The following is a 21,878-nucleotide window of genomic DNA, read 5'->3' as shown; positions in this document are numbered from 1 at the left end:
CTCTTTTAAATGCGCCGGAAAGCGCTATTCGTAGTATCCGTGCCCTTTGGTAGCCTGTACGTCGTTCAAGACCACGTATAGGTTGTGGAGGGTATTGTTTTGATGCAACTCCTCTACGTCCATCAGCTGGCTCTTGCTGGTAACACCGCGCCGCGCCACCAGAATGTTGATGTCAGAGTAAGCGCTCAACACCAGGGCATCGGTCACGATCTTCACGGGTGGGGTGTCCAATACCACGAACTTAAATTCCATCTTCAGCTTGTTGATCAGTTGAGGGAGCCGCTCGCTCAGTAAGATTTCCCCCGGATGGCCGTCGCTTTTACCTGCTGTTATGACGTACAGATTTTCCTGATCGGTCGGCTGTATAATCTCCGACATATCGGCAGTGCCCTGCAGGTAATTGCTCAGCCCTACGCCGTTGGTTTTCTCCAGGATGTTGTGTACCCGCGGACGGCGCAAGTCGGCGTCAATGATGATGGTGCGGTTGTTCGCCACTGCAAACGACGATGCCAGATTAACCGAGCAAAGCGTCTTGCCTTCGTTCGACACCGAAGAGGTTACCAGGAGGGTTTTCGAAGCGCCATTGACATGATTCTGCAGCAACAGATTCGAGCGAATGGTGCGGAACGATTCAGCCGCTGCCGAACGAGGTCGGCTGTAGACCAAGGCATTCTCTTTGCGGCGCAAACGTGGCACTTCCCCTACCAGCGGCATCGAAATGATGTTCGCGACTTCTTCCCGGCTGCTGATTTTATCCTGGAACATATCCGCCAGAATCAGCGCCCCCACAGGCAGGGCCAGCCCCAGCACAATCGCCGTCAACAGAATCAGGATTTTGTTGGGCGAAACCGGAGTGCGTCCGTCCAGTCGGGCTTCTTCGACGACCTTCTTGGTACTGGCATTCGAAGCTACTGCGATTCCTACTTCGGTTCGTTTCTGCAACAGGTAGTTGTACTGGTTGTCGCTGAACTGGAACTTCCGTTCGATGTTGATCAGCTCCTGTTCATTTTTAGGCAGCAAGTTAATCTGACTGTCCAGCTCTTCAATCTGGTTCTCCACAGACTCGATTTTGTACTTCGTAGTGGCAATCAGGTTGTTGACGTTCTCGTGCAGTTGGGCCCGAATGCTTTTGACTTTGGCGTCCAGTTCTTCGATTGCCGGGAGGCTTTGTCTGACCGAAGTTTTTAACTGCGCCCGCTGCTGGTTGAGTTCGATCAAGTTGCGCAGCAGTCCGCTCATAACCTCATCGTTGATGTTACGAACCGAAGGCGCAATTACTTCGGTGTAATCATTTTGCTCCAGGTACTGGAACAGGTTCTGGTAACTCCGGTAATCGATCAGCAGATCTTCCCGCGTTTTTTGCAATTCATCGAGTTTAGTATTCAGGTCACGAGCCGTAGTACCGATGTCTACCGTACGCGTCCGGTCCCGGAAACTCCTGAGTGACTGCTCCACCTGCGACAGCGAATCGGCCACCGTAGCGATCTGCTTATCGATGAAATTGATGGTACGCAAACCCAACAGGTTTTTATTTTTTACCTCGTCCTCGATGTACGTCTCCATCAAACTGTTGAGAAACATCAACTCTTTCTCGACAATTTCTCCGGTTGTGGTCAGCACCAGGATGTCGGAACCTTCTTCAAAAGGAGCGACGACCAGCTTTTTCTGGTACTGCTCGGTCACCCGTTCCAGAGGATGGATCATGAACGAGTACTGGCTCAGGGTATCGAGGGGCTCCTGCTCATTGCGGATTAACGTAAAGTTGAGATAGGGAGTCCGTACGGGTTGCCCCACCTTCTGTACGTTCTGAATCAGCACGTCGCGTGCTTTGGTCGGCGCAAATTTCTCTTCGGCCATTTGGTAGACGCTGGCTTCATCGGCTTCGACGGATATTTCGTAGCGATTTGAAGACAGAAAACGCACATAGATGGGCACCCCGATCAGTTGATCGGACAAACTGTCGAGCTCCACATCGAACGGCCGGCGCTTGTAAATCTCGTGCTGGATAAACTGATCGTGTTTGTAGTACGTCACGCCAAAATCCAGCTTTTCCAATGTCCGTCTGATGATATCGAACGACGTTAGCATTGCCGTCTGGTCCGATATTTTGGTCTGAGGTTCGAACAAGCCGATCCCTTCCATAAACTGCTGGTTTCCCGTAGCACTTTCGTCACGGACTAGCATGGAAGAAGACACTTTGTACACCTCTGGTGTAGTCAGAATGACCACATAAGCCAGCGCCAGCGTGAGCAATAACGAACCCAGTAAAAGGTACCATTTACGAATGATCTTCTTCGTAATGACACTCAAGTCAATAGGGTCGCTTTTCAAGGCTTGTGTGTGTGAATACCGAGACGTTTCCATGCCTTTATAGCTATTGAAATGAAATGCTAAGTTAACTTATTTTACTATACAAATAAATATTTGCACTATTATAATTCAGGCAGTCTTCTTTTTGCGCTTCTTCTCCAGGAATTCAGTCACAATTTCCATTACCCACCGCCGGTCGTCTTGCGCCATGATCGCCACAAATCCCAGGTACAGCCCTGCGATCAGAAGGCCTTTGGCGGCGATGTCCAGGAGGGGAATCGGCAAGACGCCCAGCCAATGCTCGACCGACCACGCACAAAGGATGGCCAGCACAATCCCCCCCATCGGGATGACGTATTGCTTGAGGTAGGTGCCAATTTGTAGGTTGATGAGACGGTAAATGCAGTAGAGCGAGATGGGAACCGTCAGGAGGGTGACCAGGTCGTAGGCGGTACAGACGTAAAGTACGCCATAAGAAGCGACAAGTAAAAACAGTAAGGTCTTGCCTACCATATTGACCAGACTAACATAGAACTGCCACCGAGGTTTTCCTAAGGCGGTCATTACCGTCGTGTTGTACTGTACGATCGGCTGCAAAATCCCGATCACACATAAAATCTGCAGCAGAATGGCACTGTCTTTCCACTGCGGCCCAAAGACCAGCGGCATGATCTGCGGTGCCAGGAAAGCCAGCATCGCAAAAACAGGGATGGTCAGGTAGTTTGTATAACGTGTGGCCTGGTAAAAGTAACTCAGTACCCGCTCCGGCTGATGCTGAATTTTCGAAAATGCCGGCAGTGCGACCTTTCGCGAAGTCTCAATCGTCAGTTCCAGAAGGATGTTAATAATTTTCAAGGCCAGTGAGTAGTACCCCAAAATTTCTTCGCCGACCGAATAGCCCAACAGGAAACGGTCGGTGTTGCCCCCCAGGAAGCGAAGCAGGTTAGACCCCATTTCGTTGACACTGAAGCTAAACAACTCGCGGAAGCAGCGCCAGGAGAAGTTGAAGCTGGGCCGCCAGTCGCTGATGCCCCACAGGATGATGGCATTGGCGATTCCGGCCGAAAGCTGTTGTCCGATCAAACTCCAGACGCCGTACCCGGCCAGCGCCATACCGACGCCAATGGCACTACTGATGCACACCACCACCATGCCCCGCAGCGCCAGCACTTTAAAATCGAGTTTGCGCAACAGGATCGACATCTGCACGCTGATGAACGATTGCACCACGAAGGTGATCGCCAGCACCTGAATGATGGGCGCAATTTCAGGTTCTTCGAAGATATCTGCGATGGCATGCGCAGAGAAGACGGAAATGAGGGCGATGATGGACGAGACGGCAAAGTGGCTCCAGAAAGCCGTATCCAGATGCGCTTTTTCCAGCTCTTTCCGTTGGATGATGGCATTGCCAAACCCCTGGTTCGCAAAAATGTGGGCAAAATTGATGAATACCTGCGCATAGGCTACCAGCCCGAAGGCTTCCGGAGCCAGTAGCCGGGCCAGCAGGAAAAACACAGACGCAGTGATCACTCGCATCCCGATGCTCTGGACAAAAGACCAGAACACCCCCTTCATTACTTTCTGCCTAAACATTTTTTTAAAACCTAGGTTATCAGTTTGTTACCTAGTTCGATGGTCTGGTGATTACTCCGGTCTGGTGATTACTCCTGTAAGTACCAAAACACTGAGGGTGGTGCTGATGACGGATACCACGGAAGTGACAATGCCGAAGTTAGAGATGTTGAAATCGTTCGATTTGGCACGCAACGGTGGCACGTACAACATGTCGTTCGGCTGTAGGTAGTAGTATTTCGAAGTAAGTAGGTCGGCTTTGGTCAGGTCCAGGAATACACTTTCGTTCCCCCCGGGTACCTGCCGCACTAGGTTCACGTGCTTCCGGTCACCCAAATTGGCAACGTCGCTTGCCATGCTGAGGGCCTCGAAAATGGTCACCTGGTCGTTGTAGACGTAGTAATATCCCGGATTACGTACTTCGCCCAATACGGATATCTTGAAGCTGACCAACGCGACCAGTACCGTTCCGCTTGTCAGGTATTCGTCTACCTTCTGCTGAATGGCAGCCCGGGCTTCATCTACCGTCAGTCCCACGACTTCAACAGCTCCGATGGTGGGTAGAGTGATGTTCCCTGCCGGGCCGATCGAATACCCGCTGACGTAAAGCGCCGCCGGGTTGATGTTCCGCATGTTGTTTTGCCCCTGCTGGTTGAATTCCTTGGCAATTTCAGCGTTGGAACTGGTGACGTTAACGGCCAGTATATCGTTCACCTGCAATTTATATTCAGGCGGACGATTGTTGTTAACGGCGGGGGCGTTGAGGCGCGCCGATTGACCTTGCAAGTATACCAGCTTTTCGCGCGAAATGCAGGAAATACAACTGATCAGCAAGAAACAAAAACAAAAAAGTCGCTTCGAGAATAGAGCTGTAGCAGAGCTAGTTATCATCAGTCAATTGTGCTGAGTACGGAATCATTATGGCAAAGATAGAGAGAGAAACCAGAAAGCATCTATTATGCTTGCATGAGCTTTCTGTCATGTATAAAACCGGGTGCCGTAGGTATTAAAGTAGGAAAACAGCCATTATATAATAATACAAATATAGAATATTATATAATAGCGACAACAAAGGTACGCGAATAGTATTTAAATTGTTATCAATTGCTGAGAAAATATCGCCTGTCTACTACAAGATCGGGGAAGTCCGGCAGTGGAAGGACATCCCAGCAAAATAGCCGGACCTTTCGGTCACGGCTATGCTGATAACGTAACTAGTTGATAAAAAGTATATTACTCCTCATTATCCAGTTGCTCGGAGGCAGTCCCGACAATGTCGCGGATCAGAGGCAGATCGTTTTGGATGATTCCCCACAACGAATGGTGGTCAATTTCCATTTCGTCGTTGTAATGGGCATTACGCAGCCCATCCAAGGTATCTAGTTCAATGGCCGTGAACTGCTCTTTGAATTCGTCGGAGAGCAGCGTAGCGGCTTCGCCAATCATCTGTAAGTTCTGTACTACTGAGGCTTTTACCTCTTCTTCCTGCACAAAATTGTTGAAATCCATTCCTTCGGTATAGGCTTCGATTTCCTGGATGCAGTTGGCGATATTATTAAGGTGTATTTGATCTTCTTCTCGTGTCATAACGCTTTTCTGTTAGGATACGTTAGATCGTAATAAATGTTCGTGCCCCACCCCAAAACCAAAAACAATGCCCACGCTTTCATGTTTCACCCATCATCAGTACCTTCTTTTTAATCTTCACCTCATTTCCTAATCCTACTCCCGTATGGCATCTCCTGTTCTTACGTCTGTTTCAGAAAAAAGAAATCTGCAATACCTGGCTCGCTTCACCCAAGTGCGTTCGTTTACCGAGTCGATCTGCCGCCCCCTGACGCCAGAAGACCACGTAGTGCAACCGATGGCCGATGTTAGTCCGCCCAAGTGGCACATGGCCCACACCACCTGGTTTTTCGAAACCTTTTTGCTAAACGCTTACGACCCTAATTATCAGCTCTTTCATCCGGATTACAGTTACCTGTTCAACAGCTATTACGAAAGCGTCGGCAAGCGGGTGCTCCGTGCCCATCGGGGCAACATGACCCGCCCACCGGTAGAAGACATTTTGCGATACCGCACGCACGTGAACGCCGCCATGCAAGCCCTACTTGACCGGGAAGAGGCCTGGCCCGAACGCTTCTATTACATCCTGGAGGTGGGTCTGCAACACGAGCAGCAACATCAGGAACTCTTGTTCACCGATTTGAAATACATCCTGGGCAACAACCCGCTCTTTCCGGCTTATCGGGAAGATGTGGCCGATCTTCCTGCCGCCACTCCACGCCCCAGCGGCTACCTTACCGTGGACGAGGGCGTATATCCCATTGGGTTTGCGGGAGAAGGCTTTTGCTTTGATAATGAACTCGGCCGCCATCAGGTGTACCTCCACGCGTGTCGGCTGCAAGACCGGCTGGTGACCAACGGCGAGTACCTGGAGTTTATCGAAGCGGGCGGCTACCAGAATTTCCGCTACTGGTTGGCCGAAGGATGGGACTGGGTCAAGACACATCAGGCAACCGCGCCCCTCTATTGGCACCAGATTGAGGGCGAATGGCACTACTACACCTTAGGGGGTCTGAAGAAGGTGGACCTGCACAGTCCCGTGACGCACGTCAACTATTATGAGGCGGATGCCTACGCCCGCTTCCGGGGCAAGCGCCTCCCGACAGAGTTCGAATGGGAAGTGGCTTGCCAACAACAGGGCAAACTTCCCGATGCGGCCAATCTCGGTGACCGGGAAATCTGGCACCCGGCTCCCGCGGCCGAAGGCCAGCCCCAGTTGTATGGCGACGTGTGGGAATGGACGTCGAGCGCCTACCTCCCCTACCCGTATTACCAGCACGAAGACGGCGCCCTGGGTGAATACAACGGAAAATTTATGATAAGCCAGATGGTGCTGCGCGGCGGCTCTTGCATCACACCGCGTGACCACATTCGCCCAACGTACCGAAACTTCTTTCATCCTGATAAACAGTGGCAGTTTACGGGCATTCGCCTGGCCGAAACCGTTTAACCCCTCTGCGCAAAGACACCCTTATGGAAACCACCGTTACAACTAACTCGTCGTTCGCCGACGACGTACGGGAGGGCCTCACGGCTTCTCCCAAACATGTATCTTCCAAATATTTCTACGACCAACAGGGCGACCAGCTCTTTCAGCAGATCATGCACCTGAAAGAGTACTACCTGACCGACTGCGAACTGGAAATCTTTCAAACGCAGAAAGAAACGTGGCTGGACCTGTTCCGCGAACACGGATCGGCTTTTAGTCTGGTCGATTTCGGGGCGGGCGACGGCCTGAAAACCAAAGTGTTGCTAGAGCACTTTCTGCAAGCCAACGCCAACTTCAGGTACTTGCCCGTCGACATTTCGGCCAACGCCGTAGACGGACTGGTGGCCGATGTAAAACAAGCGTTCCCCGCTCTGCGGGTGGAGGGCATGCGTAGTGAATATTTTGCGGCGTTGCGCAGCCTGTCCGGCCAACAGCGCAACGTGATCCTTTTTCTGGGCTCCAACATCGGGAATTTCAGCCATCCGGAAGCCATTGCGTTTCTTCGGCAACTGGCCGACTCTGCGTCAAAAGGCGATTTATTACTGATCGGCTTCGATCTCAAGAAAGATCCGGCCGTTATTCTCGATGCCTATAACGACGCCAGCGGGGTAACGCGCGCGTTCAACCTGAACCTGCTGCGTCGCATCAACCGGGAGCTGGGCGGCCACTTCGATCTGCAAACGTTCATGCACTACCCGACCTACGACCCCATGACCGGTGAAGCGCGCAGCTACCTGGTCAGCACTCAGGCGCAACGGGTTCGCATTGAGGCGCTGGAGACCGAAATCGAGTTCGATGCCTGGGAAGCCATCTATACCGAAACCTCACAGAAATATACGCTCCAAGAAGTTGAGCACATGGCAAAAGTCAGCGGTTTCCAAGTGCGGCGGCACTTTTTTGACCAGCGCGGCTACTTTGTCGATTCCGTGTGGGAAGTACTCTGAGCGAACCGACCACAAAAAAGCGCCACCGACTCATCGAGAATCGGTGGCGCTTTTATTTTCTTACCGGCGTTTCTTATTCGGGCAGGGCCTTCGAAGGAGCGGCCGTAGTCGGCACCGCGGCGGCCGGCGGAACCAGGGGCTGATCGAGCGATACTTTGCCATGATCGCCAGAATCGTACGTTCCGCCCGTTACGATCGACTTCGCAATTTTAACAAACTGCGATACTTTGCTGGCGGTATCGTCCCAATACTCACCATGGATGATTCGTACTTTCAACAGCGCCAGGTTCGGGTCTTCCAAGCCATCGGGAAACCAGGCCTTCAGGATCGGATTCCAAAGCTGCTTCATCTTCTCTTTGTCGACAATCAAATTCGCTTTTCCCGAAATCGACACGTATTTCTGTTTGTCAGGATGCGAATAGCTCAGATTCACATCGTGGTCGTTCATGATCTCATTCACTTTGCCGGAAAACTCGTTCGTAAAGAACCAGAGGTTTCCTTCGGCGTCGAGCAGGCGTGTCGCCATCGGGCGGCTCCGCAAAGCGCCGTTGGGCTCTACCGTCACCATCATGGCCACTTTAATTTCTTCTATCTTCTCTTTTAACTTTTCCACTGAGCTTAATTGTCGTTCCATGGTATTGTTCTTGTTTCTATATTCATACGCCAAGCCCTCGCCAAGGGTTTAGTTGCCGCCGCAGTTTAATAAAGCTATATTGACAGCACCTTAAACCACCACGTTGTCCATGCCCCAACCCACGTTTCTCCACCTTCCCGATACCAAGCAGGACTCCATTCGGCAGGCTGGCCTGGAAGAGTTCGCGCTTAACGCCTACGACAGCGCCTCGATCACGCGCATTGTCAAAACGCTGAAGATCGCCAAAGGCAGCATCTACCAGTACTTCCAGAACAAGAGCGATTTTTACCAGTACCTGTTCGACTATGCCCGCGATACCCGCGCGCAGGCGCTGGAATCTGTCTCCGTTCCCGACGATTACAAAGATTGGTTCAAGTGGCTGGAGATGTACCTGGAAAAACGCGTGCAGTTTGACTTGACGCACCCCGTCATCAGTGGTCTGTTGCGCATGGCCTTCCGGGAGCGGTTTTCGGAAGAAGTGGGTGAACTGATCCGGCAACACCGAGCCGAGTTGTTGCAATGGCACCAGGACCTGTTGCGGAAGCAGCAGACCGATAAAAAAATCAACAAGAAAATAAAAGTAAAACACGCAGCACTCCTGGCCCTGCAACTGACAGAAGGCCTGACCGAGCTGCTGGTGCTACAGCACGACCTCGACCTGGCGGCGCACATGCAGAGCAACGAACCGATTACGGACGTGTCTGAAAAGGAAATTCGGAAGACAGTGAAAGGCCTCGTCAAAATGTTGAAAAGGGGCCTGCAATAAAAAAGCCTCCGACGTTACCGCAGGAGGCTTCTATGATTTAGAATCGTGCAACCTTAAGCCGCATCTGAGGCAGGCGTCTGGTCCGAAGCACGCTCTTTAATTACCTTTTTCAGGTTGATAATCGCTTTCTGGGCGCGTACCGAATCGATTTTGTTGATGTTGCGCACCATACGCTCCTTTTCTTCAGCGGTAATCACCTTATGGCTCAGCAACAGCAAAATATCGGCCTTTTGTTTGGCAGACGCGGGTTTTAGCTTTGCCGACGACTCGTCCGCAACGACCTCCACCACGCTCTTCTCGGTCGATTTCTCTACCGCGGTTACGGGCTGACGCGTCTCTTCCGCCACGGCGCGCTTCTCAGTCGCACCCGCGCGGGCGTTCACTTCATAATCCATCTCTTCGGCCGGCGTTGGTTCGTAGCCCGCTGCGCGGATGATCCACGCCAGGATGTTGCGATACGCCTTCCCGATGGCACGCGTCTGCGCCATCGAAGCAATGGCAAACTCCTGATAGAAACGCTTGCCATTTTCTTTATTCGAACAGATGGCGTAGCCCGTTCCAACAATCTGCGGATGCCCGTCCTGTTCCTGATTGCTCTTCAGGTTGTATAACGACACTTTCGCCTGGTACTTGATCTCCCGATCGTCGCTGACGTTCAGTAGTTCTTCCACCACCGGCAGAATACCGAGGCGCGAACCAGCGTACTGCCACCCCTCCACGTTCACATAGGCTTTGCCCTGAATGTTCATGAAAAGGTTGTTCTCTTTTATAAATTTTGCCAGATCGTCTGCCAACTGCAACGTCTCGTTCGACTTCGAAATATCGTAGCTTTCGATCTGATTTTTAGCAATTTTCACAGCTGTCATAGTTCATGGGTTGTGGTACTTTATTTAAACAAACCCACCCTTCTAAAAGTGCCTTTACAACGAAAAAAAACAGGTACTTACCCCTATTTCAACCCTCTCATTTCCAGCCAGATACGAGTCATTTTAAAAATATTCCTCGCTTGCGTGAATGCCCCTCAACCTCACCCTGCGAAATGATATTTTTATCAGAACCACTTCTCGCTTCCACCGGTTTAGTTCCAATGCAGAAAAAAAAAGGAGCACCGCGCATGGAGCTCCTTTTCTGAAAATCAGTACTGACCCAATGATTCACAGAAGCTTCCAGCCCAGGCTGACGTTGAACGTATGAGGCCGTTGCCGCAGTCCTTGGTTAATGTCCTGTAGACCGGTTTCGTACCGTACGTCGAGGGTCAGGTTGCCCACATCGAGGCCCAGACCGCCCTGTATGCCCCACACCTGATCTTCGTAACGGTTGTTTTCGCTGGGCCACTCCGTAACGCCATCTTCGTCGGTAGACATAATGAACGAAGCCACAGGTCCGCCCATCAGCCGCAGGTTCACCAGACCGCCGTCGATCAGCTTGTACCCCAGCAAAATCGGGACGTCGATGCTGTTGTAACGCACCTCGCCACGCAACAGCTCGTGCCCCGTATCCTTGAACCGGAGGTCGCTCCCGCGCCGAATCAGGTACGCTTCCGGCTGGAGATGGAGACGTCCGCCCAACCGGGCGAAAACCCCGGCGTGAAATCCGGTGATCGGTTCGTCTTCTAACGATTGCAGATTCGAAGAGAGGTTGGAATAGTTGACCCCTACTTTGGGTCCGATGGTAAATTGTGCGCGGCTGGCGTGCGCCCCTACCAGGCAAAAAATCAAAACAAAAAGTGCTTTTTTCATAGCTTTAGCAGTTTAGGAGTTGTACAAAGTAGGTGTTTTTACATAGCGCTTCTTGTATAGTCTGGGCTCAGCTCCCAACTTAACCGGCTGATTCCCTGTTTTCTCCAGATGAACATGATGCAAGCGTACCTTCTCTCTCTTTTACGCGATCACCTCGGTACGGCAGTTGATTGGCAAGGCAGCGAGTCGCTCGCAGGTGGTTGCATTAACCATGCCAGCCGCGTACAAACGACCCGCGGTACCTTCTTTGCCAAGTGGAACGACCACCTGCCTTACCCGGATATGTTCGTTCGCGAGGCCGAGTCGCTCCGCGAATTACGCAAGGCCACCGCAACGCTGGCGATTCCAGAAGTACTGGTGGCTACTTCCCCAGAGAACGATCACCCGGCCGTACTTATTACGGAGTTTCTGCCTTCCCGGTCGGCTTCGGCAGACGACCACGCACAACTGGGCCGGGGCCTGGCCGAGCTGCACCGTCATCAGCAAACGCAGTTTGGGTTTTACCACGACAATTATTGCGGCGCTACGCGACAGGACAATCGCTGGCACGAAGACTGGATTCATTTTTACGGACAACAGCGCATTGGGCACCTCGTAGAAGCCATTCGCGCCAAAGGTGGGATGACGTCCGAAGAGGCGTCGTTGTACGAGCGCCTGATCGGTCTATTACCCCAATGGATTGCCCACCGTCCGGTGCCGTCGCTGACGCACGGCGATTTGTGGTCGGGCAATTACCTGTTCACTACACAAGGGCCAGCCCTGATCGATCCGGCCAGTTCTTACGCCGACCGCGAGTGCGACCTGGCGCTCATGGCGATGTTCGGTGGTTTCTCTTCGCGCGTGTGGGAAGTATACCAGGCGACCTGGCCGTTGCCGTCCGGCTGGAAGGAACGCCAACCCTTGTACATGCTGTATCACTACCTGAATCACCAGTACTTGTTCGGGGGCGGATACGGTGCGCAGGCGTTGCGCATTGCCCGATCGTATCTATAAAAAAAGACATACACTTCCGGAAGCGTATGTCTGCTTTACTACTTTTGGAGCCTGCCCAACGTTAGCTGGCACTGCGCATGTGCAGAATCTGCCGACGCTTGCTGGGACTGTAGTTGTTGTAGAAGCCGGATAAAATCCAGTGGACAATCTGGATGATGATTAGCTCTTCGTCCGACTTTCCCTCCTTTCCGCGCCAGTAGACCCGGTCCGGATGTCGTTTCATATCCTCTACAAACTGCCGAGCGCGATCGTATTGCTCAGGGGTGTAGCTAAGGGTGAAAGTAGCGTCTACCGTCTGCATAATGGTTCAGGTTGTCATGTAGGTAAAAAATAAGAAAATCAGTCACCGCACGCAATGACTCGCACTGGTGATGTGTTGAACGGCTCCTGGACGTGATCAGTGGCGATCGGCAGGCACCAGGTCAGGCGCAAAGGCCCACCGCCGGAGGCAGAAGTATTGCAGGTTGTGTTTCCGGCCGGTGGAGGCCGTGAATCCCCAAATGACCTGCGTAGCCCCTCCGAAAACGTCGTTGATCAGATCCCGCTTGCCTTTGTAGACGATCTGCCCGTCCAGAAACACGGTAATCAGTTGCTCATCGGGGTCCCACCGGAAGCGAAAGTCGTGCATGTAGTCGTCTTCCATGTTAAAGCCGCCATCGCCGTTGTTCCAATACGTTTCGTGCAGGCTCACGCCGTTTTCCAGATAAGCCACATGGTCGGAAGGCGGATCATTCTGGCGGTAGTTCTGGTACGTATCGAACTCCACCGCTACCGACGGGGTGATGGAATGCCCCGAACCGGCCGCCGGACTCCACCGCCCGTAGCCGATGCACTCGCCCCAGGTACCGTACGCCTGGTATCCCCGGACATCGTCGTGCATTACGAACGTGATGCCATCGGCCCCCATGTCATCCTTGTCGCCCAAATAAATGTCGAATTGTACCTCGAAGTAATTGGAGAGATCGAGCCGGGTGGTGTGGTAGGCAATGCCTTCGCGGTACTCTACATCGGGCGTCAGTAAAATACAGTCGTTGTCCATCGGCTGCGCATCGCCGATAAACTTGAATTGCGCGCTGACGAGGACAGGCAGCAGCATCGAAAGGCAAAAGAGAGTCGTTCGCATGGCCATGGGAGGAGGAAGTTCTGAAGGAAAAAAGCTGGTTATACAAGTTAAAAAAATCGGTGTACAATCTCTATTCTGCCCGAGCGGCGGCGCATCATTTTTACCTAATTCTACCCAAGATCGGTGTTGCATACGCCGCAATTTTCGCCTTTAGAAAGAGGTTGAGACATCTACCAAAGCAACCACGACCGGAATCTGGATGTTGTAATTTTTTCAAAAAAAAGTGGCAAAAGCCTCGGTAACAACTCACAGTCCCACACTCATTTTAAGAGACTTAGGAAAAATAACCCGTCTGGTTTGTACAATTTATCCCGGGAAAAAACGTAAATCTTACACGAGAACCCGGTAGGAATGGAGTAAGATTTCATCACGTTGCGAGAATATTTTTGTAAATTCAGGTGAATTAGTTGCCTGATCTGACAACGCAGGCGGGTAGGGCAACGTAGAAATAACACCTAATACTCTAACCTATCTCTTCCAATTTGGTATAAATCTACTTACTCATGCGTGACCGGTACTATCACATTCTGGGAGTTAGTGCAGGCGCCGACCGGGAAACCATCAGACGTGCGTATCGTCGGAAAGTGATGCAGCTGCATCCTGACCTGAACGCTTCGTCCAACGCACAGGAACAATTCATCGCATTGCAGGAGGCCTACGAACACCTTGTTAGCAATCGAGTGTACCTCATTCCCGACCCACCTGTTTCTCCTTTCGAAAAATATCGCTACGTCTATTCGGCACCGACCGATCCGTACGAATACGCCGAGTGGATCATCGTGGCGCGCGCCCGTGGTCAGGAACAGGCGCGTCAGCGTTATCAGGATTTTCTGTTGTTTCGGGAGAACCTGAAACAGCGCTGGTATTACATTCCCGCCAAAATCTCTACGTGGGCGGCTTACTTCCTCTGCTTCGTGCTGGGCTTTTTGTTTGCCTCGCTCCCGCTGGTGGGGTTTGCCATCGATCAGGAGGTGTATCCGGCCGCAGTGGTCTGCACGCCTTTCGCCGTCGGTGGGTTTTGGATCTTTCGTAATGCCTCCGTCTTTAAAAAATCCGTAGTGGATGTGTACTTTAAGGACTGAATTGATCCTTAGATGACTACGTACACAAAAAAGATTGCGCTGGTAGCGCACGATCACAAAAAATCCGCATTGCTGGACTGGGCTTCGCAGCACCGGGAAATTCTGAGCCGACACCATCTTTTTGCGACCGGCACCACCGGTCGCCTGCTGGAAGATCACCTGAAGCTGCCCATTCGCAAGTTGCAGAGCGGCCCCCTGGGAGGCGATCAGCAGATTGGAGCGATGATTGCCACGGGCGACATCGACTTTCTGGTTTTTTTCTGGGACCCGCTGGAGCCGCTGCCGCACGATCCCGACATCAAAGCGTTGTTGCGCCTGGCAGTGGTCTGGAATATTCCGATGGCCTGCAACCGTATCACGGCCGATTACCTCTTTGCCTCGCCGCTGCTCGAACAAGAACTGCCCGACACGCGTCCGGACTACGATGCCTACCGCCAGCGTCCCATCCAGATCGAATAATCGCTACAACCGCTCGCGTAACCGGAAATAGATGGTAGCCAGGCGGTTCTGTACGGTTACTTCGGTGCAGACTCCGTCTTCGTACTGATAGAGGTTTACCTGCCCGTCGGGCAGGGTCATTTCGTAGAGGCCCGCCCGGACGTTGCGCAGCGGCAGAAACTCGCCGTACCGTTCCGAAAAGACCTGCGTGATGTGCTGCGGCTCTTCGTAATAGATCGATGCCATGTTGTGCCGAATGCCCGGGTGATCCAGCATGCGGGTGTCGTCGTCGCATACTACTTTGTACTGACTCCCGTTCCAGAAAACCTGTGACTGATTGCGGACATCGTCGTTTACCAGATTGCGGGTGACCGACTTCACCAGCTTACCGTCCTTGAACGAGCACTCCAGGAAGTAGTCTACCTGCACTTCGAAAATGACCCGGAAGGTCACCGTAGATTCCATCAGGTAGGCCACCTGCTCCGGCCCGCCGTGGCGGTTCGAACGAAGCTGACCGATGACTTTGTCGCCTTTGACGACGTCGTAGATCAACTGCTGTCCTGATGCATTGTCGGTAGAGAAGAAGAAGGCCATCAGGCCCAAAAAGGTGATCATGCGCATATTATTCAGCTCCTTCAGTATCGGCAGATGTAGAACGAAAAAGATTGGTAAAACCTGATTTGACGGTACCGGTCGCTTTCCCCACGGCCCGGATACCCGATTTCACTGTATTGGTCCCGGCGCGCCGGGTAGCTTTGGCCATCGAGGCAATCACCTGTCCTGATGATTCTACCACCAGACGGCGCAACATGCCCGCCGCTTCGGCATACGCAGCCTTGCGTGCCCGGCTCGGCACAAAATGGTCGGGTGCACCGCAGTAGCGTTTGGTAACGACGCCGACCCGCAAGGTCAGGTAAGCGTTGACGGTTCCTTCCAGCAGCGAATCCATAATGATGTTGGTGGCAGTTCCCAGCAAGGGTACCGACTTCAGCGCTGAACTTTGCAACAGCGTCCCGACCACAGGCTCCACGTGCTCGGACACGTCCATGTCCTCCAGTTGCGCGGCGAAGAAAGTCGCCGCTGCGACGTTGGAATACATCCGCAGAAAATCGCGGGGTGCCGGGCGCTGGTAGTAGATATGGGCCAGATCCCACACCATTTTGGTTTGCGTGATCAACACGGTCAGCGCGTCGAGCTTCCCGTTCTGTGAAACGGCCGTGGTCAGAAACACCCCTTTGGCGGTCCGGATAATCACCTCGTTGGCCTTCGCATCCAAGAGCGCATAAGCGCGCGTAAAATCATCGTCGGTCTGAAACGTCAGCTTCTCTTCCAGCAGCAACCGATTGCGTGCCAGGCGTTTCCCCAAACGGAGCATGTGCGCGGCGCGTTCTTCTTCGGTTTCGGGCACCGGCAGCGACTGAGGCAAACGGTAATAGAGCAGCACCGGAATTGTTAACAACACCAGAAACAGCGCCGACAGCGTCCAGAGCACCACCTGCCCAAAAATCGGGTGCAAGACACTGGCATACTGATATACCTGCATGATCTGATTGAACACAAACAGGAAGAAGGCCGCCAGGACCAACACAGCGAGGGCAGTAAAGAAATAGGTGAGTTGTTTTTTCATGGCAGTATGCCCTAGGTTACGGTAAGATACACAGAATTAAAAGACTACCGGGGTGTACCTCCTTTGCCTATACGCACTTTCCTAACGAACAGATGACCGTACTATTTCGGTGACTGATCTTCCAGACTACTGAGTTCAATGGAAATGGCCTGCACCGAAATGTAGATTTCCCAGGCCGAGACGGCCAATGAGCCAATCATGAGCATCAGACTGACAGCGAAGGTATACCTGGCCGCCAGGAGCCATTCTTTAAACAGCATGAACATGCACAGCACGCAGAGTAGCAAACTCATGATGCCCAGAAACTGCATGTCGCGGATCAGACGCACCCGCAAACGTAGGTTTTTAATCTGCAATAAAATGCGCTGACTGGGATCGTCGCGGTATTGCGAGTGCAATCCTCGGATGAGCGTTGCGATGGTCAGGAATCGGTTGGTATACGCTAACAACAAGAGCGAAAGGGCCGGAAAAAGCAAGGCTGGGGTCGTTAGGGTCAACGCCATGTTTTTGCTTTTAAAGTTAGTAGAACCGTAATCGAAAAGCGGGTTGGTAACCTCCTTAAAAAAAGAAAGGACTCCGCCCCCGCGGAGTCCTCTACACCAAACAACCTGAGTAATAAAATACCTCCTTGTTCTGGCTTGGCCCCCCAAGGCCAACTTTTCTCTGGCGAATTGCCAGGGCTAAAACAAGTGAATTATTCTACCACTTACACAATTATAGCAATAATTTATCACGAATATCAAAACACATAAAACAATTTTTTGCATAATCGCTCAAAACCCTAATTCAAACCTTTGCACGCTTGTGCACATTTTATTTGGCATTTTGGCGTCAGTACGTATCGCTTTTCGTAAAGCCGTGGTAGTCGCTACAGGCTAATGTCAGCGCTGGGGTCTTCAGGCAGGTCACTAAAAACAAACCCCCGCCCTCTCTAGTAGAAGAAGGCGGGGGCTTATAGTCTAAAGTATCGCTTGCTTAGGAACGGTCGGCGGGCATGGCTTCCAGAAGTTCGTTGGTGTAGATGCTCTGCACGTTGAGCTTGGACGACTCCATCCGTACGCCGTGCAGGTCGGTCACCAAGCCTTCGGCAAAAAGCCAGTCGGCAAACTGCTGCCAGCGTTCTTCTTTCATCACGCCCCATTGCCCGGCATCGTCCAGGAAAGCTTGTTGGTGCGCCTGTACGCGCTTTGCCGTTAATTCAATGTTGTTGAATTCGCCCGAACGCACGGTTTCGGCCAGGAGACGTGCTGTCTGCGTCGGATCATCTTTGGTCAGATCCTGGTACCCACGTGCCGTTGCGGCCAAGAAGGTCTGCAAGGCTTCCCGTTCGCGTTCGATGGTGCTCGCGTGAGTCAACAGTACGGGTGCATAGCCGTAAGGCACACCATAGTCCTGAAACCGGAAGAAATTCAACCCTTTCTCTGCATCGGCTGAAGTAACGCCTCCCCAGGGTGTGAAAATCCAGGTGGCATCGGCTTTCCCTTTCATGACTCCTTCCCAGATGCTCAACTTCGCCGGGCGAACAATTGTGAGGTTGCCCTCCCCGCCATCGTTTCGCACCACGGCTTTTACCAAGCCTTCTTCAAAACGCGCTCCGTACGAAGCGTAGACCTTTCCGTCCAGCTGACTGGGACGGGCAATGCCACTCGACTTCAGAGTAACAATGGCGCTGGTATCGGTCTGCATCAGTGCGGCGACCGCCCGCAGGGGCACGGGTTCCGAAAATGTATTGTAGCTGATCACACTCTCCGAAGGAGCAATCCCTAAACTCACTCCACGGCGGGCTGCCCGTTTGGCTGGCGTAATCCGGTAGTCGTCGTCTGCAGGTGACCGAAAACTTGGCGACAAGTTCTCTTCCGTATAATATCCCTTGGCCTGCGCGATGAAGAAGCCAGCGTGGCTGATGTTAGGGGTCCAATCGAGTGCTACACTAAGATACATAGTAATTAATTTTATGTGATTTCACGGCAGACGAGCCAAGGGGTCCCCTCTACCATCTGACAACACAGAGGTAATATGGTAAAAAATATAATTACCTCCTTACGACACTTTTAAATATTCGTGGAAAATCGACAGATAAAATGCGAATGTGGCAGTCGAGCTTTCGGGCGAATAACATTTTATACGTAACACGGAAACGCGCGACCATCCAAATATCTACTATTTTATATAAATTTTTCAAATAAAAATCATCTTTCAAGCATTTGATTATCAAATGATTAACTCACAAAGCATCAATATAGTTACACTATTTTCTGATAAAGTTTTATTATTCATCGTTCTCACTCTATATTTGTCATGCAAATCGTTTCACAATCCATAAGCCGCGGCTTAATCCCCAAGGCTAGCAAATTGCTTCATACAGTACCAAAGCCCGACCTGAGCAATCGGGCTTTTCCTTTGCACGTGGATTACAAACAAAAAAGCCCGGAATTGCTTCCGGGCTTTTTCTATAAAAGAGGCGTGTCGCCTTATTTGTTTTTACTACCGTCTACTTCTTCGTAATCGACATCCGTCACGTCACTGGCGGCACCGTTTCCGGCGGCTTGGCCTGCATCCGCTCCCGGTGCAGCACCTTCGGCACCACCCGCCTGCTGTGCATTGTACAGGTCTTGCGAGGCATTCTGCCAAGCTTGATTCAGGGCGGCTAACGCGCTGTCGACTTCTTCCAAATTCTGCGAAGAATGGGCGTTGCGCAGGTTATCCAACGCCGACTGAATGGCCGTACGGTTGGCGTCCGACAGTTTGTCGCCGTATTCCTTCAACTGCTTTTCGGTCTGGAACACCATCGAATCCGCCTGATTCAGCTTCTCGATCTTTTCGCGTTCCTGACGGTCGGCTTCTTCGTTCGCTTTGGCTTCGTTGCGCATGCGTTCGATTTCTTCCTGCGACAGACCCGAGGAAGCTTCGATGCGGATCTTCTGCTCTTTGCCGGTGCCTTTGTCGCGCGCCGAAACGTTCAGAATACCGTTGGCATCAATGTCGAACGTGACTTCGATTTGCGGTACGCCACGCGGGGCTGGCGGAATTCCGTCGAGGTGGAATCGGCCGATGGTCCGGTTGTCTTTCGCCATGGGACGTTCGCCCTGCAATACGTGGATCTCTACCGAAGGCTGGTTATCCGAGGCGGTCGAGAACACTTCCGATTTCTTGGTAGGAATCGTCGTGTTGGATTCGATCAACTTGGTCGAGACACCACCCATGGTTTCAATGCCCAGTGACAGCGGCGTTACGTCCAGCAGAAGCACATCTTTCACTTCGCCGGTCAGGACCCCACCTTGGATGGCGGCACCCACGGCCACAACTTCGTCAGGGTTCACACCTTTCGAAGGCTTCTTGCCGAAAAACTTCTCAACTTCTTCCTGAATGCGGGGGATACGGGTAGAACCGCCTACCAGGATTACTTCGTCGATGTCGCTGTTGGTATACCCCGCGTTTTTCATAGCGCGACGGCAAGGCTCCAGCGTGCGCTGAATCAGGCTATCGGCCAGTTGCTCGAACTTCGAGCGCGTCAGGGTACGCACCAGGTGCTTCGGAATGCCATCTACCGGCATGATGTACGGCAGGTTGATTTCCGTTTGGGTCGACGAAGAGAGCTCGATCTTTGCTTTCTCGGCGGCTTCTTTCAGGCGTTGCAACGCCATCGGATCTTTCCGCAGGTCAATGCGCTCGTCTTTCAGAAACTCTTCTGCCAGCCAGTTGATGATCACCTGATCAAAGTCGTCACCACCCAGGTGGGTATCACCGTCGGTCGATTTTACTTCGAACACGCCCTCGCCCAGCTCCAGGATGGAGATATCGAACGTACCGCCACCCAGGTCAAAGACCGCGATTTTAACATCCTGATCTTTTTTATCGAGACCATACGCCAACGCAGCCGCCGTAGGCTCGTTGATGATACGCTTCACATCCAAACCGGCAATCTGACCAGCTTCTTTGGTGGCCTGACGCTCGGCATCGTTAAAGTAAGCCGGTACGGTGATGACCGCTTCTGTTACCGTAGTGCCCAGGTAATCTTCCGCCGTCGACTTCATTTTCTGAAGGATCATCGCCGAAATTTCCTGAGGAGAGTAGAGCCGATCACCGATTTTCACCCGAGGTGTATCGTTGGGGCCTTTCTCAACGGTGTAGGCTACCGTGCTGATCTCGTTCTGGGTTTCAGTATATTTTTTCCCCATGAACCGTTTGATCGACTGCACGGTATTTTTGGGGTTCGTGATCGCCTGACGCTTGGCCGGGGCACCCACTTTGCGCTCGCCGTTGTCCATGAAGGCAACAATCGACGCCGTGGTCCGCTGACCCTCGTTGTTGGGAATCACCACTGGTTCGTTCCCTTCCATCACGGCAACGCACGAGTTGGTCGTACCCAAGTCAATTCCAATTATTTTTCCCATGTCAAAACTTTATTTTAAGGTTTAGGTCGAATTCCGTAATGCTTTACGACGACCTATTGAACAAGGGTTATGCCACGAGTCCAGAAACGGACCTTTTCTGCCATTCTGTCACGCAACAAGTCATTTCGGGGGAAGAGCCTGACGGAATCTCGGCTGTAGTATGACGGATCTGTCCTACAGTGCCACTTTCACGTCCGGATAGCGGTTTTGCAATACTTGCAGGCTGTTCGCGCTGATGGCAGGGCTGACGGTCTGGCGGCGGCGCGAGGCTAGCAAGCCGACGCCGTTCTGCACATTGGTGTACAACGGCTTGGTTTGGGAAAGGGGCGAAAAGTTGTCGTTGATCTCGATGTAGTCGCTTAAGGCTTGATTGCCCGCATAGAACGTGAAGTCCACGGGCCCGAACACGCGTTCGCGCACTTGTGTGTTGTTCGACACGTCGAGCGTAGTGCCGATGGCGTCCAAAATAAATCCCTCCGGCAGCAAGCGGTTGACTTCCTCACTTCCTCCCGTCAGGGTGAACAGGGCGGGGACTTTCAACACGCGCCGGGCCGAATCGCCGGAAAAATAACGCTCTGTGTAATGGACCGTGATGCGGGTGAGTTGGTGAATCGTGCTGTTGGCCGAAGGCGTCAGTGCCACTTCGACCTCCCGATCGATAGCCACCGCCCCAAAGCTGGTATTGTTTCCCGGAATATAGAGGGGACGCTGCACGGCAAACGGCGCCACAAGGTCGGTTTCCGCCGAAGCTTCGTGGCCACTAATCAGGTTGCGCACGGCTACTTCGTAGCGGGTACCTTCGTCGGTACGTAACGCAACTGCCTGCGGCGTGACGTAAAGTACTTGGTCGGGGTAATAAAACGCACCGGAGTCTTTTTCGGTCGCGACCATCCGGGATAAGGTGCTTACCGTTACCCGCGTGCTGCCTGTGACTTGAATCAGCTCGACTTCCAGCGCCTCGGCGGGGTAGTTGGTCGCTTCAGGATCTTCCCGCGCAATCCGCAACGCGTCTTCGCCTTCGCGCAAATACGCCCGGTTTACGCGCACGTAATGCACCGAATCGTCAGGATCTAGCAGCCCGTACAGCACCATGATTTCGCGTTCGGGTGCGTTTACGTCCAACTCCGTAGAGCACGCGCTGATGCCCAGTACGCAGGCGAGGCCGATTCCAAGTGATATCCGTGCTTTCACGCCAAAAAGA

Annotated in this window: 21 protein-coding genes; 6 read left to right on the top strand and 15 right to left on the bottom strand. The window is 52.5% G+C overall.

Features of this window, described 5'->3' with window-relative positions; all coding sequences use genetic code 11:
- Positions 1-24 precede the first annotated feature (24 nt).
- The 4 genes from BLR44_RS05800 to BLR44_RS05785 all read right to left on the bottom strand — a co-directional run bounded on the left by BLR44_RS05800 (position 25) and on the right by BLR44_RS05785 (position 5,469).
- Positions 25-2,310: a GumC family protein gene (locus BLR44_RS05800; RefSeq protein ID WP_176955912.1), complete on the bottom strand. Its 2,286-nt coding sequence runs from the start codon at positions 2,308-2,310 to the stop codon at positions 25-27.
- A gap of 129 nt (positions 2,311-2,439) precedes the next feature.
- Positions 2,440-3,903 carry a lipopolysaccharide biosynthesis protein gene (locus BLR44_RS05795; protein ID WP_089680174.1) on the bottom strand — a complete coding sequence of 488 codons (1,464 nt, stop codon included), beginning with the start codon at positions 3,901-3,903 and terminating at the stop codon, positions 2,440-2,442.
- Positions 3,904-3,954: 51 nt separating this feature from the next.
- Complete coding sequence (locus tag BLR44_RS05790) at positions 3,955-4,668, bottom strand: polysaccharide biosynthesis/export family protein (RefSeq protein WP_176955910.1); 714 nt, start codon at positions 4,666-4,668, stop codon at positions 3,955-3,957.
- Between the two features lie 447 nt (positions 4,669-5,115).
- Positions 5,116-5,469 carry a HepT-like ribonuclease domain-containing protein gene (locus BLR44_RS05785; RefSeq protein WP_089680170.1) on the bottom strand — a complete coding sequence of 118 codons (354 nt, stop codon included), beginning with the start codon at positions 5,467-5,469 and terminating at the stop codon, positions 5,116-5,118.
- Between the two features lie 145 nt (positions 5,470-5,614).
- Between BLR44_RS05785 and egtB the strand changes: the two genes are divergently transcribed.
- Positions 5,615-6,898 carry an ergothioneine biosynthesis protein EgtB gene (gene egtB / locus BLR44_RS05780; RefSeq protein WP_089680168.1) on the top strand — a complete coding sequence of 428 codons (1,284 nt, stop codon included), beginning with the start codon at positions 5,615-5,617 and terminating at the stop codon, positions 6,896-6,898.
- Between the two features lie 23 nt (positions 6,899-6,921).
- On the top strand, positions 6,922-7,881 hold the full coding sequence (gene egtD / locus BLR44_RS05775; protein WP_089680166.1) for an L-histidine N(alpha)-methyltransferase: 960 nt from the start codon (positions 6,922-6,924) through the stop codon (positions 7,879-7,881).
- Positions 7,882-7,954: 73 nt separating this feature from the next.
- Here egtD and BLR44_RS05770 read toward each other — a convergent pair whose 3' ends face one another.
- A complete protein-coding gene (locus BLR44_RS05770; RefSeq protein WP_089680164.1) occupies positions 7,955-8,515 on the bottom strand; it encodes a pyridoxamine 5'-phosphate oxidase family protein in 561 nt (186 codons plus the stop codon).
- Positions 8,516-8,624: 109 nt separating this feature from the next.
- On the opposite strand from BLR44_RS05770, the gene BLR44_RS05765 reads away from it, so the two are divergent.
- Positions 8,625-9,281 carry a TetR/AcrR family transcriptional regulator gene (locus tag BLR44_RS05765; RefSeq protein WP_089680162.1) on the top strand — a complete coding sequence of 219 codons (657 nt, stop codon included), beginning with the start codon at positions 8,625-8,627 and terminating at the stop codon, positions 9,279-9,281.
- Between the two features lie 53 nt (positions 9,282-9,334).
- Here the strand turns inward: BLR44_RS05765 and BLR44_RS05760 are convergent, their stop codons facing one another.
- Together BLR44_RS05760 and BLR44_RS05755 are read right to left on the bottom strand one after the other, a co-directional pair.
- Positions 9,335-10,147 (bottom strand): hypothetical protein, encoded by an 813-nt coding sequence (locus BLR44_RS05760; protein WP_089680160.1) that lies wholly within the window; start codon positions 10,145-10,147, stop codon positions 9,335-9,337.
- Between the two features lie 288 nt (positions 10,148-10,435).
- Complete coding sequence (locus tag BLR44_RS05755) at positions 10,436-11,020, bottom strand: porin family protein (protein WP_089680158.1); 585 nt, start codon at positions 11,018-11,020, stop codon at positions 10,436-10,438.
- A 114-nt stretch (positions 11,021-11,134) separates the two neighbouring features.
- On the opposite strand from BLR44_RS05755, the gene BLR44_RS05750 reads away from it, so the two are divergent.
- Positions 11,135-12,013 (top strand): fructosamine kinase family protein, encoded by an 879-nt coding sequence (locus tag BLR44_RS05750; protein ID WP_176955909.1) that lies wholly within the window; start codon positions 11,135-11,137, stop codon positions 12,011-12,013.
- A 61-nt stretch (positions 12,014-12,074) separates the two neighbouring features.
- On the opposite strand, the gene BLR44_RS05745 is transcribed toward BLR44_RS05750, so the two are convergent.
- Both BLR44_RS05745 and BLR44_RS05740 read right to left on the bottom strand, forming a co-directional pair.
- Positions 12,075-12,314, bottom strand: coding sequence for a hypothetical protein (locus tag BLR44_RS05745; protein ID WP_089680154.1), 240 nt, complete (start codon positions 12,312-12,314; stop codon positions 12,075-12,077).
- Between the two features lie 96 nt (positions 12,315-12,410).
- On the bottom strand, positions 12,411-13,136 hold the full coding sequence (locus BLR44_RS05740; RefSeq protein ID WP_089680773.1) for an L-type lectin-domain containing protein: 726 nt from the start codon (positions 13,134-13,136) through the stop codon (positions 12,411-12,413).
- 503 nt (positions 13,137-13,639) lie between these two features.
- Between BLR44_RS05740 and BLR44_RS05735 the strand changes: the two genes are divergently transcribed.
- Together BLR44_RS05735 and BLR44_RS05730 are read left to right on the top strand one after the other, a co-directional pair.
- Positions 13,640-14,218 carry a J domain-containing protein gene (locus BLR44_RS05735; protein ID WP_089680153.1) on the top strand — a complete coding sequence of 193 codons (579 nt, stop codon included), beginning with the start codon at positions 13,640-13,642 and terminating at the stop codon, positions 14,216-14,218.
- 12 nt (positions 14,219-14,230) lie between these two features.
- Positions 14,231-14,677: a methylglyoxal synthase gene (locus tag BLR44_RS05730; protein ID WP_089680151.1), complete on the top strand. Its 447-nt coding sequence runs from the start codon at positions 14,231-14,233 to the stop codon at positions 14,675-14,677.
- A gap of 3 nt (positions 14,678-14,680) precedes the next feature.
- Here the strand turns inward: BLR44_RS05730 and BLR44_RS05725 are convergent, their stop codons facing one another.
- From BLR44_RS05725 to BLR44_RS05700, 6 genes are all read right to left on the bottom strand, one after another.
- Positions 14,681-15,271: a DUF6134 family protein gene (locus tag BLR44_RS05725; protein ID WP_143017138.1), complete on the bottom strand. Its 591-nt coding sequence runs from the start codon at positions 15,269-15,271 to the stop codon at positions 14,681-14,683.
- Between the two features lie 7 nt (positions 15,272-15,278).
- On the bottom strand, positions 15,279-16,283 hold the full coding sequence (locus tag BLR44_RS05720; RefSeq protein ID WP_089680147.1) for a DUF697 domain-containing protein: 1,005 nt from the start codon (positions 16,281-16,283) through the stop codon (positions 15,279-15,281).
- A 101-nt stretch (positions 16,284-16,384) separates the two neighbouring features.
- A complete protein-coding gene (locus BLR44_RS05715; RefSeq protein ID WP_089680145.1) occupies positions 16,385-16,786 on the bottom strand; it encodes a DUF2721 domain-containing protein in 402 nt (133 codons plus the stop codon).
- A gap of 472 nt (positions 16,787-17,258) precedes the next feature.
- On the bottom strand, positions 17,259-18,224 hold the full coding sequence (locus BLR44_RS05710; RefSeq protein WP_089680143.1) for an ABC transporter substrate-binding protein: 966 nt from the start codon (positions 18,222-18,224) through the stop codon (positions 17,259-17,261).
- A 530-nt stretch (positions 18,225-18,754) separates the two neighbouring features.
- Complete coding sequence (gene dnaK, locus BLR44_RS05705) at positions 18,755-20,677, bottom strand: molecular chaperone DnaK (RefSeq protein ID WP_089680141.1); 1,923 nt, start codon at positions 20,675-20,677, stop codon at positions 18,755-18,757.
- 174 nt (positions 20,678-20,851) lie between these two features.
- Entirely contained in the window at positions 20,852-21,868 is a 1,017-nt protein-coding gene (locus tag BLR44_RS05700; protein ID WP_176955908.1) for a DUF4249 family protein, read from the bottom strand.
- Positions 21,869-21,878: the final 10 nt, after the last annotated feature.

The organism is Catalinimonas alkaloidigena, assembly GCF_900100765.1.
Lineage (GTDB): Bacteria > Bacteroidota > Bacteroidia > Cytophagales > Flexibacteraceae > Mooreia > Mooreia alkaloidigena.
This window is presented reverse-complemented; position numbering and strand designations above follow the sequence as displayed.

Coding starts and splice junctions, on each gene's coding strand:
- BLR44_RS05740 (WP_089680773.1), bottom strand. CDS start 13,136: ATGCGAACGACTCTCTTTTGCCTTTCGATGCTGCTGCCTGTCCTCGTC.
- egtB (WP_089680168.1), top strand. CDS start 5,615: ATGGCATCTCCTGTTCTTACGTCTGTTTCAGAAAAAAGAAATCTGCAA.
- BLR44_RS05730 (WP_089680151.1), top strand. CDS start 14,231: ATGACTACGTACACAAAAAAGATTGCGCTGGTAGCGCACGATCACAAA.
- BLR44_RS05725 (WP_143017138.1), bottom strand. CDS start 15,271: ATGATCACCTTTTTGGGCCTGATGGCCTTCTTCTTCTCTACCGACAAT.
- BLR44_RS05770 (WP_089680164.1), bottom strand. CDS start 8,515: ATGGAACGACAATTAAGCTCAGTGGAAAAGTTAAAAGAGAAGATAGAA.
- BLR44_RS05715 (WP_089680145.1), bottom strand. CDS start 16,786: ATGGCGTTGACCCTAACGACCCCAGCCTTGCTTTTTCCGGCCCTTTCG.
- BLR44_RS05720 (WP_089680147.1), bottom strand. CDS start 16,283: ATGAAAAAACAACTCACCTATTTCTTTACTGCCCTCGCTGTGTTGGTC.
- BLR44_RS05735 (WP_089680153.1), top strand. CDS start 13,640: ATGCGTGACCGGTACTATCACATTCTGGGAGTTAGTGCAGGCGCCGAC.
- BLR44_RS05710 (WP_089680143.1), bottom strand. CDS start 18,224: ATGTATCTTAGTGTAGCACTCGATTGGACCCCTAACATCAGCCACGCT.
- BLR44_RS05745 (WP_089680154.1), bottom strand. CDS start 12,314: ATGCAGACGGTAGACGCTACTTTCACCCTTAGCTACACCCCTGAGCAA.
- egtD (WP_089680166.1), top strand. CDS start 6,922: ATGGAAACCACCGTTACAACTAACTCGTCGTTCGCCGACGACGTACGG.
- BLR44_RS05760 (WP_089680160.1), bottom strand. CDS start 10,147: ATGACAGCTGTGAAAATTGCTAAAAATCAGATCGAAAGCTACGATATT.
- BLR44_RS05755 (WP_089680158.1), bottom strand. CDS start 11,020: ATGAAAAAAGCACTTTTTGTTTTGATTTTTTGCCTGGTAGGGGCGCAC.
- BLR44_RS05750 (WP_176955909.1), top strand. CDS start 11,135: ATGATGCAAGCGTACCTTCTCTCTCTTTTACGCGATCACCTCGGTACG.
- BLR44_RS05795 (WP_089680174.1), bottom strand. CDS start 3,903: ATGTTTAGGCAGAAAGTAATGAAGGGGGTGTTCTGGTCTTTTGTCCAG.
- dnaK (WP_089680141.1), bottom strand. CDS start 20,677: ATGGGAAAAATAATTGGAATTGACTTGGGTACGACCAACTCGTGCGTT.
- BLR44_RS05785 (WP_089680170.1), bottom strand. CDS start 5,469: ATGACACGAGAAGAAGATCAAATACACCTTAATAATATCGCCAACTGC.
- BLR44_RS05765 (WP_089680162.1), top strand. CDS start 8,625: ATGCCCCAACCCACGTTTCTCCACCTTCCCGATACCAAGCAGGACTCC.